Raw genomic sequence first — 14264 nt, forward strand, 5'->3', positions numbered from 1 at the left:
TTCAGGTTGATTTAGGTTGCGATGCCACGCGGAGTTGCGCAAAATGCTCCACGCTCAGGAGCAATTATAGCCAATAAATACTGCCATTAAAGACAGATACCTGAGAGCCACCGAGAGATAACTATTTGAAACGCCTAAAATTAAACTACCTGCTCATCGGGCTGGTTATGGTGCTGCTCGCGCTTGCACTGTGGCCGTCGATACCCTGGTACGGCGGGGCAACCGACCGCGTCGCGCAGATAAAATCGCGAGGAGTTTTACGTGTCAGCACGATAAATTCTCCTCTGACCTATTACACCGTCAATAAATCACCGGCCGGTATGGACTACGAGCTGGCAAAACGCTTCGCCGATTATCTGGGTGTGAAGCTTGAAGTAACCGTGCGCCCGAACCTGAGCGATCTGTTTGACGATCTGGAAGATGACAAAGCTGATGTGCTGGCGGCCGGTTTAATTTACAACGATGAACGCCTGGCGCATTTCCGCGCCGGGCCGACCTACTATTCCGTTTCGCAGCAGCTGGTGTACCGCATCGGCGCAGCGAGGCCGAAAAACCTCGGCGATCTGAAAGGACGGCTGATTGTGGCTTCCGGCTCGGCCTATCTTTCCACCCTGCGCGGATCGAAAGAGAACCAGTACCCGGACCTCGACTGGGCGATTTCGACCGACCAGACGCCGCAGACGCTGCTGCAGGCGGTAGCCGACGGTAAGATCGATTATACGGTGGGGGATTCGGTGACCATCGGCCTGATGCAGCGCATTCACCCGCAGCTGGCGGTGGCGTTTGATATCACCGATGAAGAGCCGGTGACCTGGTATATCCCGCGTGAGCAGGACGACAGCCTGAATGCGGCGATGCTCGACTTCTATAACCAGATGGGCGAAGAAGGTGCGATGGCGCGGCTGGATGAGAAATACCTCGGCCACGTCGGCACCTTCGACTACGTTGACACCCGGACCTTCCTGCGCGCCATCGACGGCACGCTGCCGGGGATCCAGCCGCTGTTTGAAAAGTATGCGCAAAGCATCGACTGGCGGCTGCTGGCGGCCATTTCTTACCAGGAATCACACTGGAACCCGCAGGCCACTTCGCCTACCGGAGTACGTGGGATGATGATGCTGACGCGAAATACCGCCGACAGCCTTAACGTTACGGACCGTACCGATCCGGAGCAGAGCGTGCGCGGCGGCAGCGAGTATCTGGTGAGGATGATGGAAAAAGTGCCGGCGGGGATCCCCGATGACGAACGCATCTGGTTCGCCCTCGCCGCCTACAACATGGGCTACGCCCATATGCTGGACGCGCGTAAGCTGACGGAAAAGCAGCAGGGTAACCCTGACAGCTGGGCAGATGTTAAACTGCGCCTGCCGATGCTGAGCCAGAAGCGCTATTACAGCCAGACCACCTATGGTTACGCGCGCGGGCACGAAGCCTACGCCTACGTAGAAAATATCCGTAAGTATCAGATAAGCCTGGTGGGGTATCTGGACGATCAGGAAAGGAAGCTGGCGCAGAAGGCGGCGACGGAAGCCGAACTGGGCAACGCCTATCCCGCCGTACCGCCGCAGCTGGCAATGAACTGAGGCTAAAGCGGCTTTCCCGCCTGGCGCTGCGCTTTTTTTTCCGCGCGGCGATGGCGGAAAAAGTCGCTGAGCATCGCGGCACACTCCACCGCCAGAATGCCTTCATCTATCTGCACCTGATGATTCATGCCCGGATGCCCCAGCACGTCAAGCAGTGAGCCTGCCGCCCCGGTTTTTTCGTCACGCGCGCCGAACACCAGTCGACCGATACGGCTGTGGACCATCGCCCCCGCACACATCACGCACGGCTCCAGCGTCACGTACAGCGTGGTGTTGAGCAGCCGGTAGTTCTCAATGACTTTCCCCCCCTGGCGCAGCGCCATGATTTCGGCATGTGCGGTAGGATCGTGGTGACCGATAGGCCGGTTCCAGCCCTCGCCGATCACCCGCCCTTCATGAACCAGCACCGCGCCTACCGGAACCTCCCCTTCGTCCCAGGCTCGGCGTGCCAGCATCAGCGCGTGGCGCATCCAGTATTCATCGTTATTGTCGCTCACCTGAGTCTCCAGCGGAAAAAAAGCGCGACATTATACACTGATTACGCCCGGGGGCCGCGCTTATTCAAGCTGTTGCAGCTCGCCCACCGGAGTCACGCGGAAACGATGCTGGCAGAAGAACAGCAGCGGGTTGTCCTGATTACTGTCGCTGTAGCCGCTGTAAAGCTGCAGGGGCGTGCCAATCTGCTCCTCCAGCTGCGCGACCTTTTCATGACCCAGGCAGCGCAGCGCCAGCACCCGTCCGCCCCGGGCGCGGGACATCTGGCTGGCGATCAGTTTCACCTTTGGCAGAAAGGCGGAATCGAAATAGACCTGTTCCACCAGCGGCTGCGGTGAACCGGTGATCAGCCAGACATCGGCATTATCGCTGTTCAGGTAGTCCGTCAGGCGCTGCTGCACCACAGGAAAAGCTTTTACCCGCTGACGAAACCAGCGGGCGAACTCTTTTTCCCGCTGCAGCAGACGCTGTTCACTGTGACCAAAGGTGATTGACCACAGCAGCAGGCTCATAGGCCAGCGCGCAGCGCGGCCCCGCAGCAGCAGGCCCGCAGCCACCACCGGCAGCAGCGGTAAAACCAGCAGCAGGTTTAACGGCTGGCGCCGCAGCAACCAGCGCATGTAGGTACCAAACATATCCTGCTGGTGCAGCGTCCCGTCGAGGTCAAAAAAAATTACGCGTCGTTCCTGACTGGTTGTCAAACCTTACTCCTCGCAGTCAATGAATCTTAAAATTGGGTGAAGAGGAAGCTGTTTTTCAGCCTCATCGATCGGCCCACTACTCACATTCTTCGCCGTCGGGCTTAGTTCACCAACAGCAGAGCGACGCCACATCCGCAGCGCACAACGGTTAAGTGTAGTCAGAAGTCGGTGGAGAACCTGCTTTTACCGTTCTTCGTTAAGCGCAGCGCGTAAAAAACCACCGTGCCGGGCGAGACGCTCACGTGCCTCTGAACCTGACAGATCGGCCAGGATCATCAGTATGGCCGTTTTGACCTCGTATTCGACCTGCCCTAGCGCCTCCTCGGCCTGCTGCGGGGTGCAGCCCGTCGCTTCACAAACCATACGACGGGCACGATCCACCAGTTTGATATTGGTGGCTTTCATGTCGACCATCAGGTTTTGCCAGACTTTACCAATTTTCACCATCGCCCCGGTGGAAATCATATTCAGCACCAGTTTTTGTGCGGTACCTGATTTGAGGCGGGTCGAGCCGGTCAGCGCCTCCGGCCCCACCACCGGTGAAATAGCGATTTCGGCTTCACGGGCAATCGGCGATCCGGGATTGCAGGAAACGGCTGCCGTCCGGCATCCCAGCTGACGGGCATAGCGCAGCGCACCAATCACGTAAGGCGTGCGGCCGGAAGCGGCCAGACCGATCACCATATCATTCGGGCTGAGATCCAGCGCCTGCAAATCCCTGGCGCCCAGTGCTTCATCGTCTTCAGCGCCCTCAACGGCCTTAAACATGGCACCCTGCCCGCCGGCAATCAGGCCGATCACCCGGTCATGCGGCACGCCAAAGGTTGGCGGGCATTCGGAAGCATCCAGCACGCCGAGGCGTCCACTGGTACCGGCGCCCGTATAGATGATGCGCCCGCCGGCCGACAGGGCGGCGGCGGCGGCATCCACGGCCTGTGCAACCTGCGGCAGCGTAAGACTGACGGCAGAGGCGACGGTGGCGTCCTGCTGATTAAACCGGGTGACCATCTCCAGCGTTGACAGGCTGTCGAGATCGAGCGTGTCTGCATTGCGGCTTTCTGACACCAGTGACCCCAGATCCATATTTCCCCCTGACTGAATTTTTAATTCGAACAGATATTTCATTTACTGAATATTTTATTCAAAATAAACCGTTTTTACACTAAGATCATTGTAAACGTTACTCTGACGGCGAGAAGCAGAAAAATCCGGCACGTACCGCGGTTAAAGCGCCGGTCGCGCGCATTTTGCCCACCAGCCGCGTAGAAACTGTTAATCAGGGGGTTAGACTTTGCGTCACGCCTGTTATCATTGCCGTTAATTCAACGTGATGAATTCGAATTGGCAAGAGGAAAAGAGATGAGTTCACTGCTGCGCATTCGTCAGCTGTATCCCAGCCTGGCACTGAATGAGCGCCGCCTGGCTGACTACCTGCTGTCGCAGCCGGACCGCGCGCGCCACCTGAGTTCACAAAAGCTGGCGGATGAATCCGGGGTCAGCCAGTCCAGCGTCGTAAAGTTTGCCCAAAAGCTGGGCTATAAAGGGTTCCCTGCGCTGAAGCTGGCGCTGAGTGAATCGCTGGCGGATAAAGACGCGATAACCGTTCACAATCTGATCCTCAGTGACGATCCGCTTAAAACCGTGGGCGAGAAGCTGTTTACGGAAAAGATGTCGGCTATCCGCGCCACGCTGGATATCAACAGCGAAGAGATGCTGCTGGAGACGCTGCGCCTGCTGCGAAACGCCAAGCGGATTGTTCTGGTGGGTATCGGGGCTTCCGGGCTGGTGGCGAAAGACTTCTCGTGGAAGCTGATGAAGATCGGCATCAGCGCCGTGGCAGAGCAGGATATGCATGCATTACTGGCCAGCGTACAGGCAATGAGCCCCGGCGACGTGCTGCTGGCCGTTTCCTACACCGGCGAACGGCGTGAAATAAACCTCGCGGCGCAGGAAGCACAGCGAATCGGCGCAACGGTGCTGGCCTTTACCGGCTTCACGCCGAATACGCTGCAGCAGGCGGCTTCGCACTGTTTATATACGGTGGCGGAAGAGCAAACCACCCGCAGTGCGGCCATTTCTTCGACGATGGCGCAGCTGGCGCTGACCGATCTGCTGTTTATGGCACTGATCCAGCGCGATCCTGAACGCGCAACCAGCCATATCCGGCACAGTGAGGCACTGGTTAAGAAGTTGACCTGATGATGGCCGTCTGAAGGTTCGCGAACGAAGAGTGTTTTTATACGATTAAAAAATCGTCGTTATTGGGGCTGTTGGCCAGTTGTGGTACAGTGCACGGCATTGAATCTGCAGCAGTAAGTTGATGCGTTTTCGACTTAACGAGTTGTTAACTTACTGATTGAATTAATTTAACGGCACCTCATCCAAGATGGCACTACTGATCACCAAACGCTGTATCAACTGCGATATGTGCGAACCCGAATGCCCCAACGAAGCGATTTCGATGGGGATGGAATATTACGAGATCGACACCGATCGCTGCACCGAGTGCGTAGGCCATTACGATGCGCCCACCTGCCAGCAGGTCTGTCCGATTGATAACACAATTATTACAAACCCGCAGCATATTGAAACTAATGACCAACTGTGGGACAAGTTTGTTATTTTACATCCCTGACAGATCTGACACTCATTTTATGCCCTGTTCCCGGCACAAATTAAAATTCCTTAGCGGGTATTATTCATAAACCTGCCCACAAACGGGCAGGTTTATTAACTTTCTATAATCACCGTTGCGCAGGCGTAATGGCGCTCATCGGCCAGGGTGACGTGAACGTGCATCACGCCCAGCTTCTTCGCGACTTCCTCAGCATGCTGGAAAAATCTCAACCCCGGCTTGCCTAACGCGTCGTTGTACACTTCAAACTGATTAAACGCCAGACCGCCGCGAATGCCGGTTCCGAAGGCTTTTGCCGCCGCCTCCTTCACCGCAAAGCGCTTGGCCAGAAACCGCACCGGCTGCTGGTGCGCCTGATACTGCGCCCACTCGTTGGGGCTGAGCACCCGCTTCGCCAGCCGGTCACCCGAACGGGAGATCACCCCTTCGATGCGGGCAATCTCCACTATGTCGGTACCGAGGCCGAGGATAGCCATTAGCGACGCGCTTCCCGCATCAGCTGCTTCATCTCTTTAACCGCGTCCGCCAGCCCGCTGAACACCGCACGGCCAATAATCGCATGACCGATGTTCAGCTCGTACATTTCCGGCAGCACGGCAATCGGCTGGACGTTATGATAGGTTAGACCATGACCGGCATTGACCTTCAGCCCCTTGCCTGCCGCATAGGTTGCCGCTTCGGCAATACGCGCCAGCTCGGCATCGCGCGCCGGACCTTCTGCTGCTTCGGCATAGGCACCGGTATGGATTTCAATATAAGGCGCACCGGAAGCCACGGCGGCATCAATCTGCTCGCGATCGGCGTCAATAAACAGAGAAACCAGAATCCCGGCATCGTTCAGGCGCTTAACCGCTGCGGTCACTTTATCCAGCTGACCGGCCACATCCAGTCCGCCCTCGGTGGTCACCTCTTCGCGCTTTTCCGGCACCAGGCAGCAAAAATGCGGTACGACTTCGCAGGCGATATCGATCATTTCATCCGTGACGGCCATTTCGAGGTTCATGCGGGTCTGAATGGTCTGGCGCAGGATGCGTACGTCACGATCGGTGATGTGGCGGCGGTCTTCACGCAGATGGACGGTAATGCCGTCAGCGCCCGCCTGTTCAGAGACAAAGGCGGCCTGAACCGGATCGGGATAGTGGGTGCCGCGAGCGTTGCGTACGGTAGCAACGTGATCGATATTGACGCCTAACAGTAACTCAGCCATGGATTCCTCGGAAAATCACGAATGTTTTATCGAGTGTACAACGTTCGGCGGGCGCAGGGGTATGACCTGTCGCTATTCGTCTGCCGCAGGCGCGGCGTCCGCTCGTTTTCTCGGCAAAAATTGGCGAAACAGCTCGGTGCTTTTCAGCGGTCTGCCGCCAAGATAGGGTTTCAGCGCCATGCGGGTAAAACGCTTGGCCGCCCGCAGGGTATCCGCATCGGGGAACTCCCGCTGCCAGAGCGCGCGGAGCTGTCGTCCGGTAAAGCTGCGGTTGTTCACCACCAGGCTGGCGATAAACCCCTTCTCTTCCCGGTAGCTGTAGGTCATCTCATCGGCGACCTCTTCCCCGCTGCCGGCGCAGTGCATGAAATCCACGCCGTAGCCAAGATGGCCCAGCATCGCCAGTTCGAAGCGGCGCAGGGCAGGTTCCGGCGAGCCGGATGCAGCCGCCAGGGCCTGAATACAGTGCAGGTAGTCAAAGAAGAGTTCGTTAAAGGCGGTTTCGTGTTCCAGTACGCGCGAAAGCAGTTCGTTGACGTACAGGCCACAGTAGAGGGTGGTGCCGCTGAGCGGAAGCGCCAGCGAAACGGGTTCAGCGCCGCGCAGGGTTTTCACCTCGCCACGCCCTCCCCAGCGTACCAGCAGAGGCGTGAAGGGTTGCAGAGCACCCTTGAGGCTGGAACGTTTGGAGCGGGCACCTTTCGCCAGAACCCGCACCCTGCCGTACTGTTCAGAGAACAGATCGAGCAGCAGGCTGGTTTCGCTCCACGGTCGCGCGTGCAGAACAAAAGCGCGTTGCCAGCCTTCCATCAAAATCAGAGGTCGTCAGTATAGCCCAGGCTGCGTAGGGCGCGTTCATCATCCGCCCAGCCGGACTTCACTTTAACCCACAGCTCAAGGTGCACTTTCGCCTCGAACATCTCTTCCATATCTTTACGCGCTTCCGTACCGATCACTTTGATCTTGGCGCCTTTATTGCCGATGACCATCTTCTTCTGACCTTCACGCTCAACGAGGATCAGGCCGTTGATATCATAACCACCGCGCGCATTGGAGACGAACTGCTCGATCTCAACGGTCACCGAGTACGGCAGTTCCGCACCGAGGAAACGCATCAGCTTTTCGCGGATGATTTCGGAGGCCATAAAGCGCTGGGAACGATCGGTAACGTACTCTTCCGGGAAGTGGTGTTCCGCTTCCGGCAGCAGCTTGTGCACGATGTTGGCAATGGTATCAACATTATTGCCTTTTTCGGCCGAGATCGGCACCACGTCCATAAAGTTCATCTGCTCGCTGAGGAACTGCAGATGCGGCAGCAGGATGCTTTTATCGGTGATGTTGTCGACCTTGTTGATCGCCAGCAGCACCGGCACCTTGTTGTCTTTCAGCTTGTTCAGCACCATTTCGTCGTCGGCGGTCCATTTGGTGCCTTCAACAACAAAGATCACCAGCTCAACGTCACCGATTGAACTGCTGGCCGCACGGTTCATCAGGCGGTTGATCGCCCGCTTTTCTTCCATATGCAGGCCAGGGGTATCCACGTAGATCGCCTGATAGGCGCCTTCGGTATGGATGCCCATAATACGGTGACGGGTGGTTTGCGGTTTACGCGAGGTAATGGAAACCTTCTGCCCCAGGAGCTGGTTCAGTAGGGTCGATTTACCGACGTTCGGGCGGCCTACAATAGCAATAAAGCCGCAATGGGTGGTTTGTTCGTTCATTCAATTCCCAGCTTAATCAGCGCCTGTTCGGCCGCTGCCTGCTCAGCTTTGCGACGGCTTGAACCGGTTCCCACAACCGGATCTGCCATGCCGCTTACCTGGCAGTGAATAGTAAATTCCTGATCGTGCGCTTCGCCACGAACCTGCACTACCAGATAAGATGGCAGCGGCAGATGGCGACCCTGCAGAAACTCCTGCAGGCGCGTCTTTGGATCCTTTTGTTTATCGCCCGGGCTGATCTGTTCAAGACGGCTGGCGTACCAGCTGAGGATCAGCTGTTCAACCGTCCCGATATCGCTGTCGAGGAACACGCCACCGATCAGCGCTTCAACCGTATCAGCCAGGATCGATTCACGGCGATAACCGCCGCTTTTCAGTTCACCCGGCCCAAGGCGCAGGCATTCACCGAGGTCAAACTCTCGTGCCATTTCCGCCAGCGTATTACCGCGAACCAGCGTGGCTCGCATGCGGCTCATATCCCCTTCGTCCACGCGCGGGAAGCGATGATAAAGGGCATTGGCGATGACATAGCTCAGAATAGAGTCGCCCAGAAATTCCAGTCGCTCGTTATGTTTGCTGCTGGCGCTGCGGTGAGTCAGTGCCTGCTGTAACAATTCCTGATGAGTAAAAGTGTAGCCCAACTTACGCTGGAGCTTGTTAATTACGATGGGGTTCATGCTTTACCAATTTCTGAATGCGTCAATTATGCTGCACACGGAACAGGGCTGAGCCTGAACACCAGCACGATCTGTTTCGTGTGCAGTGGCTCCCCAGGCGGGAAGCCAACCGTTAAATATACTCACCCAATGATGAGTATTAGTGAATGCCACCAATCCGGCTCAGACGAACGCCGGTCGGCCATTCGCCTTCCTGTTTTTCAAAGCTCATCCAGATAGCCGTCGCTTTACCTACCAGATTACGCTCCGGGACAAAGCCCCAGTAACGACTGTCAGCGCTGTTATCGCGGTTATCGCCCATCATAAAGTACATGCCCTGCGGCACGACCCAGGTGGACTGCTCCTGGCCTGGTTGCTGATAATAGGAGGCGGCCTGGCTTGGCATCTGCGTCACCAGCAAAATTCGGTGAGTCACCTCACCCAGGGTTTCATTCCGCGTGGCTAAGCGCAGGCCACCCGGCATCGATTCACCCTGCGGCACCTGGAAGAAACCGTTTCCGGCTTCATTGCCGTTAAAGCCGCTGAAGGTCTGGATAAAATCACTCGGCTCAACGTCGGAGTAGGTAACCGGCACCGCGGTTTCACACTTGCCACCGCCGCAGCCTGGGGTGATGGAAACCGTTTTGCTCAGCGCATCGTAGGTGACCCGATCGCCCGGGACGCCAACGGCACGCTTAATATAGTCCAGACTCGGATCTTTCGGGTATTTAAATACCACCACGTCACCGCGCTTAGGATGCCCGGTGGGGATCAGCGTGGTCTGGGTGATCGGGTCTTTAATCCCGTAGGCATACTTTTCCACAAGGATAAAATCCCCGATCAGCAGCGTCGGCATCATCGATCCGGAAGGGATCTGGAACGGCTCAAAAATAAATGAACGCACCACAAACACCACCAGCAGTACCGGGAATACCGACGCCGTGGTTTCCACCCAGCCCGGCTGTTTATCCGCTTTGGTTTCTGGCTGGCCTTCGGCTTTTGCCGCTGCGCGTTTTGCCCGGCGGGCCGGTGCCCATTTATACTTGTCGATACACCAGATAATCCCGGTGACCAGCGTTGCTATCGCCAGAATCAGGGCGAACATATTAGCCATTCCAGTTCCCTCAAAGCCCTAAGTCGGCCTTATTTACTGTCTTTACCTACGTGGAGAATGGCGAGGAACGCTTCCTGCGGCAGCTCAACGTTACCCACCTGCTTCATGCGTTTCTTACCGTCTTTCTGTTTCTGCAGCAGCTTTTTCTTACGGCTGACGTCACCGCCGTAACACTTGGCGAGAACGTTTTTACGCAGCTGTTTCACGGTTGAGCGGGCGATAATATGGGTACCAATCGCCGCCTGAATCGCAATATCAAACTGCTGACGTGGGATCAGATCTTTCATCTTCTCGACCAGGTCACGGCCACGGTACTGCGAGTTATCACGGTGGGTGATCAGCGCCAGCGCATCTACACGCTCGCCGTTGATCAGCACGTCCACGCGCACCATGTCAGAAGTCTGGAAACGCTTGAAGTTATAATCCAGTGACGCATAGCCACGAGACGTCGACTTCAGGCGGTCGAAGAAATCGAGCACCACTTCCGCCATCGGAATTTCATAGGTCAGCGCAACCTGGTTACCGTGGTAAACCATGTTGGTCTGCACGCCGCGTTTTTCGATGCACAGCGTAATGACGTTGCCGAGATACTCCTGCGGCAGCAGCATGTGACATTCCGCAATCGGCTCACGCAGCTCTTCAATGTTGTTCAGCGGCGGCAGTTTACCCGGGCTGTCAACGTAGACGGTCTCATTATCCGTGGTTTGTACTTCATAGACTACGGTTGGCGCCGTGGTAATCAGTTCGAGATCGTACTCACGCTCCAGACGCTCCTGGATAATTTCCATGTGCAGCAGGCCAAGGAAGCCGCAGCGGAAACCGAAGCCCAGCGCCGTTGAGCTTTCTGGCTCATAGAACAGGGAGGCGTCGTTAAGGCTCAGCTTGCCCAGCGCGTCGCGGAAGGCTTCATAGTCGTCGGAGCTGATCGGGAACAGACCGGCGTAAACCTGCGGCTTAACTTTTTTGAAGCCGGGCAGCGCTTTATCCGCCGGGTTACGTGCCAGCGTCAGGGTATCACCCACCGGCGCACCGAGGATGTCTTTGATCGCGCAGACCAGCCAGCCCACTTCACCGCAGTTCAGCACGTCGGTATCTTCACGTTTTGGCGTGAAAATCCCCAGACGGTCGGCGTTATAAACCTGACCGGTGCTCATTACCTTAATCTTGTCGCCCTTGCGCATGGTGCCGTTCTTGATACGCACCAGCGAGACAACGCCCAGATAGTTATCGAACCAGGAGTCGATGATCAGCGCCTGCAGCGGGCCTTCCGGGTCGCCTTCCGGCGGCGGAATGTCGCGCACCAGACGTTCCAGCACGTCCGGCACGCCCACGCCGGTTTTCGCCGAGCAGCGCACCGCGTCGGTGGCGTCGATGCCAACGATATCTTCAATTTCCTGGGCTACACGCTCAGGATCGGCCGCAGGCAGGTCGATCTTATTCAGAACCGGCACCACTTCCAGATCCATTTCCATCGCGGTATAGCAGTTTGCCAGCGTCTGGGCTTCCACACCCTGACCGGCGTCGACCACCAGCAGCGCACCCTCACACGCCGCCAGAGAACGAGAAACTTCGTAGGAGAAGTCAACGTGTCCTGGGGTGTCGATGAAGTTCAGCTGATAGGTCTGACCATCAGGAGCATGATAATCGAGGGTTACGCTCTGCGCTTTAATGGTAATGCCGCGCTCACGTTCTAAATCCATGGAATCCAGAACCTGTGCAGCCATTTCACGTTCGGTCAGGCCACCGCAAATCTGAATCAGACGGTCAGAGAGCGTCGATTTACCGTGGTCAATGTGGGCGATGATCGAAAAGTTTCTTATGTGCTTCATTATTGAGGTTTTTCTGCCTTACAAATTCTGGAACTCTCGCGATATAAAATCAGGAGAGCGTGATATCACAGGCGAACAGAGGCCCGAAAGGCTGCATTCTACACTACATATCAAAGGGGTGGAATCATCGCGGGGTGCCAATAGTACCAGCAACGGCGTGGAAACAAAGAATTGGATAAATATTATGCAGAAGTTCGCTCTGCCCGCCGTGTGATGGCTGGGGCAGAGGCGATGAGGATCAGGCATCGGTGGTAACGTGCAGTGCGTCCGGCGGGAGCGCAACGCTAAGGATCACCGGCTGGTAAGACGCCGAACGGCCCAGCACGCTGGAAATTCCGCGGGCCATGATAAAACCGCCAATGCCGCCCAGCAGTGCGCCGCAGGCGGCGGCCAGATCGCTGTGGAAAAGCATCTGGAACAGCCCGGCGAGAATAAACAGGCCCACCAGCGGCGACATGTAAACCAGCAGCGCTGAGCTGAGCAGGCTGGATTCAGCAATACCCAGCTCAATGCGCTGCCCCGGGATCAGCCGGTCGGGGCTGGCAATTTTCATTACGTGGGCATTTTTAGGACCCAGTTTGTTCAGCATGTGGCTGCCGCAGCCCTTACGGGCAGAGCAGCTGCTGCAGGAGGTTTTAATTTCCGAATGCAGCGTTGCCACGCCGTTTTGCCACGAGACAACCGTAGCCCATTCTCTCATCATGGTGTGGTACCTAAAGTTATGCCGTCAGCAATGCGTTTGGCCGTGGCAGGAGGCAGTTCACCCACTACGGTAATTTCCGCATTATTACGCACTTCAGTCTGCACCGTACGACGCCCAGTGCGCAACAGCTGGGATGTGCTGTTTTTATCCGCAAGGGTAATGTTGACAGAGAAGCTGAACAGGCCATCGGAATAAAGGCGCGACTCGACCGGGCGATTAAGCGACGGGATCTGGCGGCGGCTCTGGGCCACTTCCTTCATTCCCGCAGGCAGCCAGCCGGCTTTCCAGTTAAACGTGGCCTTATTACCCGCCGGCACTGACAATGTTGGCGGCAGCTTGGCGGTTTCCAGCCCCTGCATCAGCTTACTGACGCCCTGATCGACGGCAAAGCTGACCACGCGATATTGCTCCAGCGTTTCGCCGTCGCGGTCCAGTAAATCGACGCGCAGCGGCAGTTTCGTTTCACTGTCCAGCCAGACTACGTAGCCATAGCGGGTGCCATCGCGTGAGACGATACGAATGACCTCGCAGAGCTGATCGGCAATGCGCGTGCGGCCAACCGAGACAAAATCGTAGCTGCTGGCAAGGTGCTCAAAATCGGCGTAAACCAGCGCAGGCAGCGAATCAACGATATGATCGCCAGCCATAGTAAACGGCTCAAGCCCCGGTTCGAAATAGCTGATCTCATTGCCGCGCTGAATGATCTCTCGACGAGGTCCATCCATTTGCAGCAGCTGCGCATAGGTTTTGTTATCAATGACCGCATGACGATAGCGTAGGGATTCGATCCCCAGTCTGGAGACATTGATATAGGCGAGTTCATAACTGAGAGACTGGCTTGCCTGCTCCATCTGTTGTAACAGCGCCCCGGACGGTGATTGTGCCGGGGCGACAGAGGAGTACATCAGGCTGCCAGCCAGAAGGCTGACGGCACACCAAAGCTGCTTCATTACTGCTGTTGCATTCCTAAGGACTGATTACCGGGAACCTGAGCAGCAGCCTGCTGGTCAGGATTTTGATCGAACTGCAGCTGTTCAGCATGCAGACGACGCTGGAGCTCATAATCCTGCAGCAGCGCATTAACGCGACGACGCTGATCCTGCACCTGCTGATTGACTTTGCTGGTGCTGGTGGCGTTTTCAGACGGCACACCAAGGCTGACCTGCGAAGCCTGCCCCATCATCGGCAGCGTGTTAAACGCCGGGGAGTCAGAAGACTGGCCTGCAACGGGCTTGTTGTACTGCTGAACGCCAACAATCACGGCCAGCGACACACACGCTGCCAGACCAACCTGAGTAATCTGAGCGGCCCAGGGGCGTACTTTGCCCCAGAACGGCATCGCTACAGCTTCTTCGGGCTTCGGCTGAGCTTCCGGAATCAATCGGGTGACAGATTTAGCTGGCTCATCTTCGATAGCCGCAGCCACGCGGGCAGCGATATCAAAATCCAGCAGCTGTGGGACATCGCCACGCAGCGTATCGCGGATCAGATGATAGCTTTCCCAGTTTTTCTGTAGTGCTGCATCGGAATTGAGCGCCGACATCAGCTCGGTATCCAGTGCTTCACCATCCATTAAAGCGGAAAGTTGTTCTTTCTGCATGCCTCAATACCCTTCCTGTG

The 14264-nt window shown here is 56.6% G+C and carries 16 protein-coding genes; 3 read left to right on the plus strand and 13 right to left on the minus strand.

Features of this window, described 5'->3' with window-relative positions; translation table 11 throughout:
- Positions 1–125 precede the first annotated feature (125 nt).
- Positions 126–1583 carry a membrane-bound lytic murein transglycosylase MltF gene (gene mltF / locus PGH32_RS12790; RefSeq protein ID WP_337894200.1) on the plus strand — a complete coding sequence of 486 codons (1458 nt, stop codon included), beginning with the start codon at positions 126–128 and terminating at the stop codon, positions 1581–1583.
- 2 nt (positions 1584–1585) lie between these two features.
- Here mltF and tadA read toward each other — a convergent pair whose 3' ends face one another.
- From tadA to murQ, 3 genes are all read right to left on the minus strand, one after another.
- Positions 1586–2080, minus strand: coding sequence for a tRNA adenosine(34) deaminase TadA (gene tadA, locus PGH32_RS12795; protein WP_314422785.1), 495 nt, complete (start codon positions 2078–2080; stop codon positions 1586–1588).
- A gap of 60 nt (positions 2081–2140) precedes the next feature.
- Positions 2141–2779: a phosphatidylglycerophosphatase C gene (yfhb, locus tag PGH32_RS12800; RefSeq protein WP_337894201.1), complete on the minus strand. Its 639-nt coding sequence runs from the start codon at positions 2777–2779 to the stop codon at positions 2141–2143.
- Between the two features lie 183 nt (positions 2780–2962).
- Positions 2963–3862: an N-acetylmuramic acid 6-phosphate etherase gene (gene murQ / locus PGH32_RS12805; protein ID WP_337894202.1), complete on the minus strand. Its 900-nt coding sequence runs from the start codon at positions 3860–3862 to the stop codon at positions 2963–2965.
- A 276-nt stretch (positions 3863–4138) separates the two neighbouring features.
- Here murQ and PGH32_RS12810 point away from each other — a divergent pair, with 276 nt between their 5' ends.
- Positions 4139–4978 carry a MurR/RpiR family transcriptional regulator gene (locus PGH32_RS12810; protein WP_314422779.1) on the plus strand — a complete coding sequence of 280 codons (840 nt, stop codon included), beginning with the start codon at positions 4139–4141 and terminating at the stop codon, positions 4976–4978.
- A 187-nt stretch (positions 4979–5165) separates the two neighbouring features.
- Complete coding sequence (locus PGH32_RS12815; RefSeq protein WP_314422776.1) at positions 5166–5414, plus strand: YfhL family 4Fe-4S dicluster ferredoxin; 249 nt, start codon at positions 5166–5168, stop codon at positions 5412–5414.
- A 95-nt stretch (positions 5415–5509) separates the two neighbouring features.
- On the opposite strand, the gene acpS is transcribed toward PGH32_RS12815, so the two are convergent.
- From acpS to rseA, 10 genes are all read right to left on the minus strand, one after another.
- Positions 5510–5890 carry a holo-ACP synthase gene (gene acpS, locus PGH32_RS12820; protein WP_337894203.1) on the minus strand — a complete coding sequence of 127 codons (381 nt, stop codon included), beginning with the start codon at positions 5888–5890 and terminating at the stop codon, positions 5510–5512.
- The gene (gene pdxJ / locus PGH32_RS12825) at positions 5890–6621 is read right to left on the minus strand and encodes a pyridoxine 5'-phosphate synthase (RefSeq protein ID WP_337894204.1); all 732 of its coding nucleotides are present in this window, start codon (positions 6619–6621) and stop codon (positions 5890–5892) included. The genes acpS and pdxJ overlap by 1 nt, the downstream gene beginning before the upstream one ends.
- A 72-nt stretch (positions 6622–6693) precedes the next feature.
- The gene (gene recO / locus PGH32_RS12830) at positions 6694–7431 is read right to left on the minus strand and encodes a DNA repair protein RecO (RefSeq protein ID WP_337894205.1); all 738 of its coding nucleotides are present in this window, start codon (positions 7429–7431) and stop codon (positions 6694–6696) included.
- A 5-nt stretch (positions 7432–7436) separates the two neighbouring features.
- Positions 7437–8342, minus strand: coding sequence for a GTPase Era (era, locus tag PGH32_RS12835; RefSeq protein ID WP_314422767.1), 906 nt, complete (start codon positions 8340–8342; stop codon positions 7437–7439).
- Positions 8339–9019, minus strand: a complete 681-nt coding sequence (rnc, locus tag PGH32_RS12840; protein ID WP_123336864.1) for a ribonuclease III — start codon at positions 9017–9019, stop codon at positions 8339–8341. Before rnc ends, era begins: the two co-directional genes overlap by 4 nt.
- Before the next feature lie 139 nt (positions 9020–9158).
- A complete protein-coding gene (gene lepB / locus PGH32_RS12845; protein ID WP_314422764.1) occupies positions 9159–10112 on the minus strand; it encodes a signal peptidase I in 954 nt (317 codons plus the stop codon).
- A gap of 29 nt (positions 10113–10141) precedes the next feature.
- Complete coding sequence (lepA, locus tag PGH32_RS12850; RefSeq protein WP_314422762.1) at positions 10142–11941, minus strand: translation elongation factor 4; 1800 nt, start codon at positions 11939–11941, stop codon at positions 10142–10144.
- Between the two features lie 238 nt (positions 11942–12179).
- The gene (gene rseC, locus PGH32_RS12855) at positions 12180–12644 is read right to left on the minus strand and encodes a SoxR-reducing system protein RseC (protein ID WP_314422760.1); all 465 of its coding nucleotides are present in this window, start codon (positions 12642–12644) and stop codon (positions 12180–12182) included.
- Positions 12641–13594, minus strand: coding sequence for a sigma-E factor regulatory protein RseB (gene rseB / locus PGH32_RS12860; RefSeq protein ID WP_314422759.1), 954 nt, complete (start codon positions 13592–13594; stop codon positions 12641–12643). Before rseB ends, rseC begins: the two co-directional genes overlap by 4 nt.
- Positions 13594–14244, minus strand: coding sequence for an anti-sigma-E factor RseA (rseA, locus tag PGH32_RS12865; RefSeq protein ID WP_337894206.1), 651 nt, complete (start codon positions 14242–14244; stop codon positions 13594–13596). The genes rseB and rseA overlap by 1 nt, the downstream gene beginning before the upstream one ends.
- Positions 14245–14264: the final 20 nt, after the last annotated feature.

Origin of the sequence: Erwinia sp. SLM-02 (assembly GCF_037450285.1) — a bacterium.
Taxonomy (GTDB): domain Bacteria; phylum Pseudomonadota; class Gammaproteobacteria; order Enterobacterales; family Enterobacteriaceae; genus Erwinia.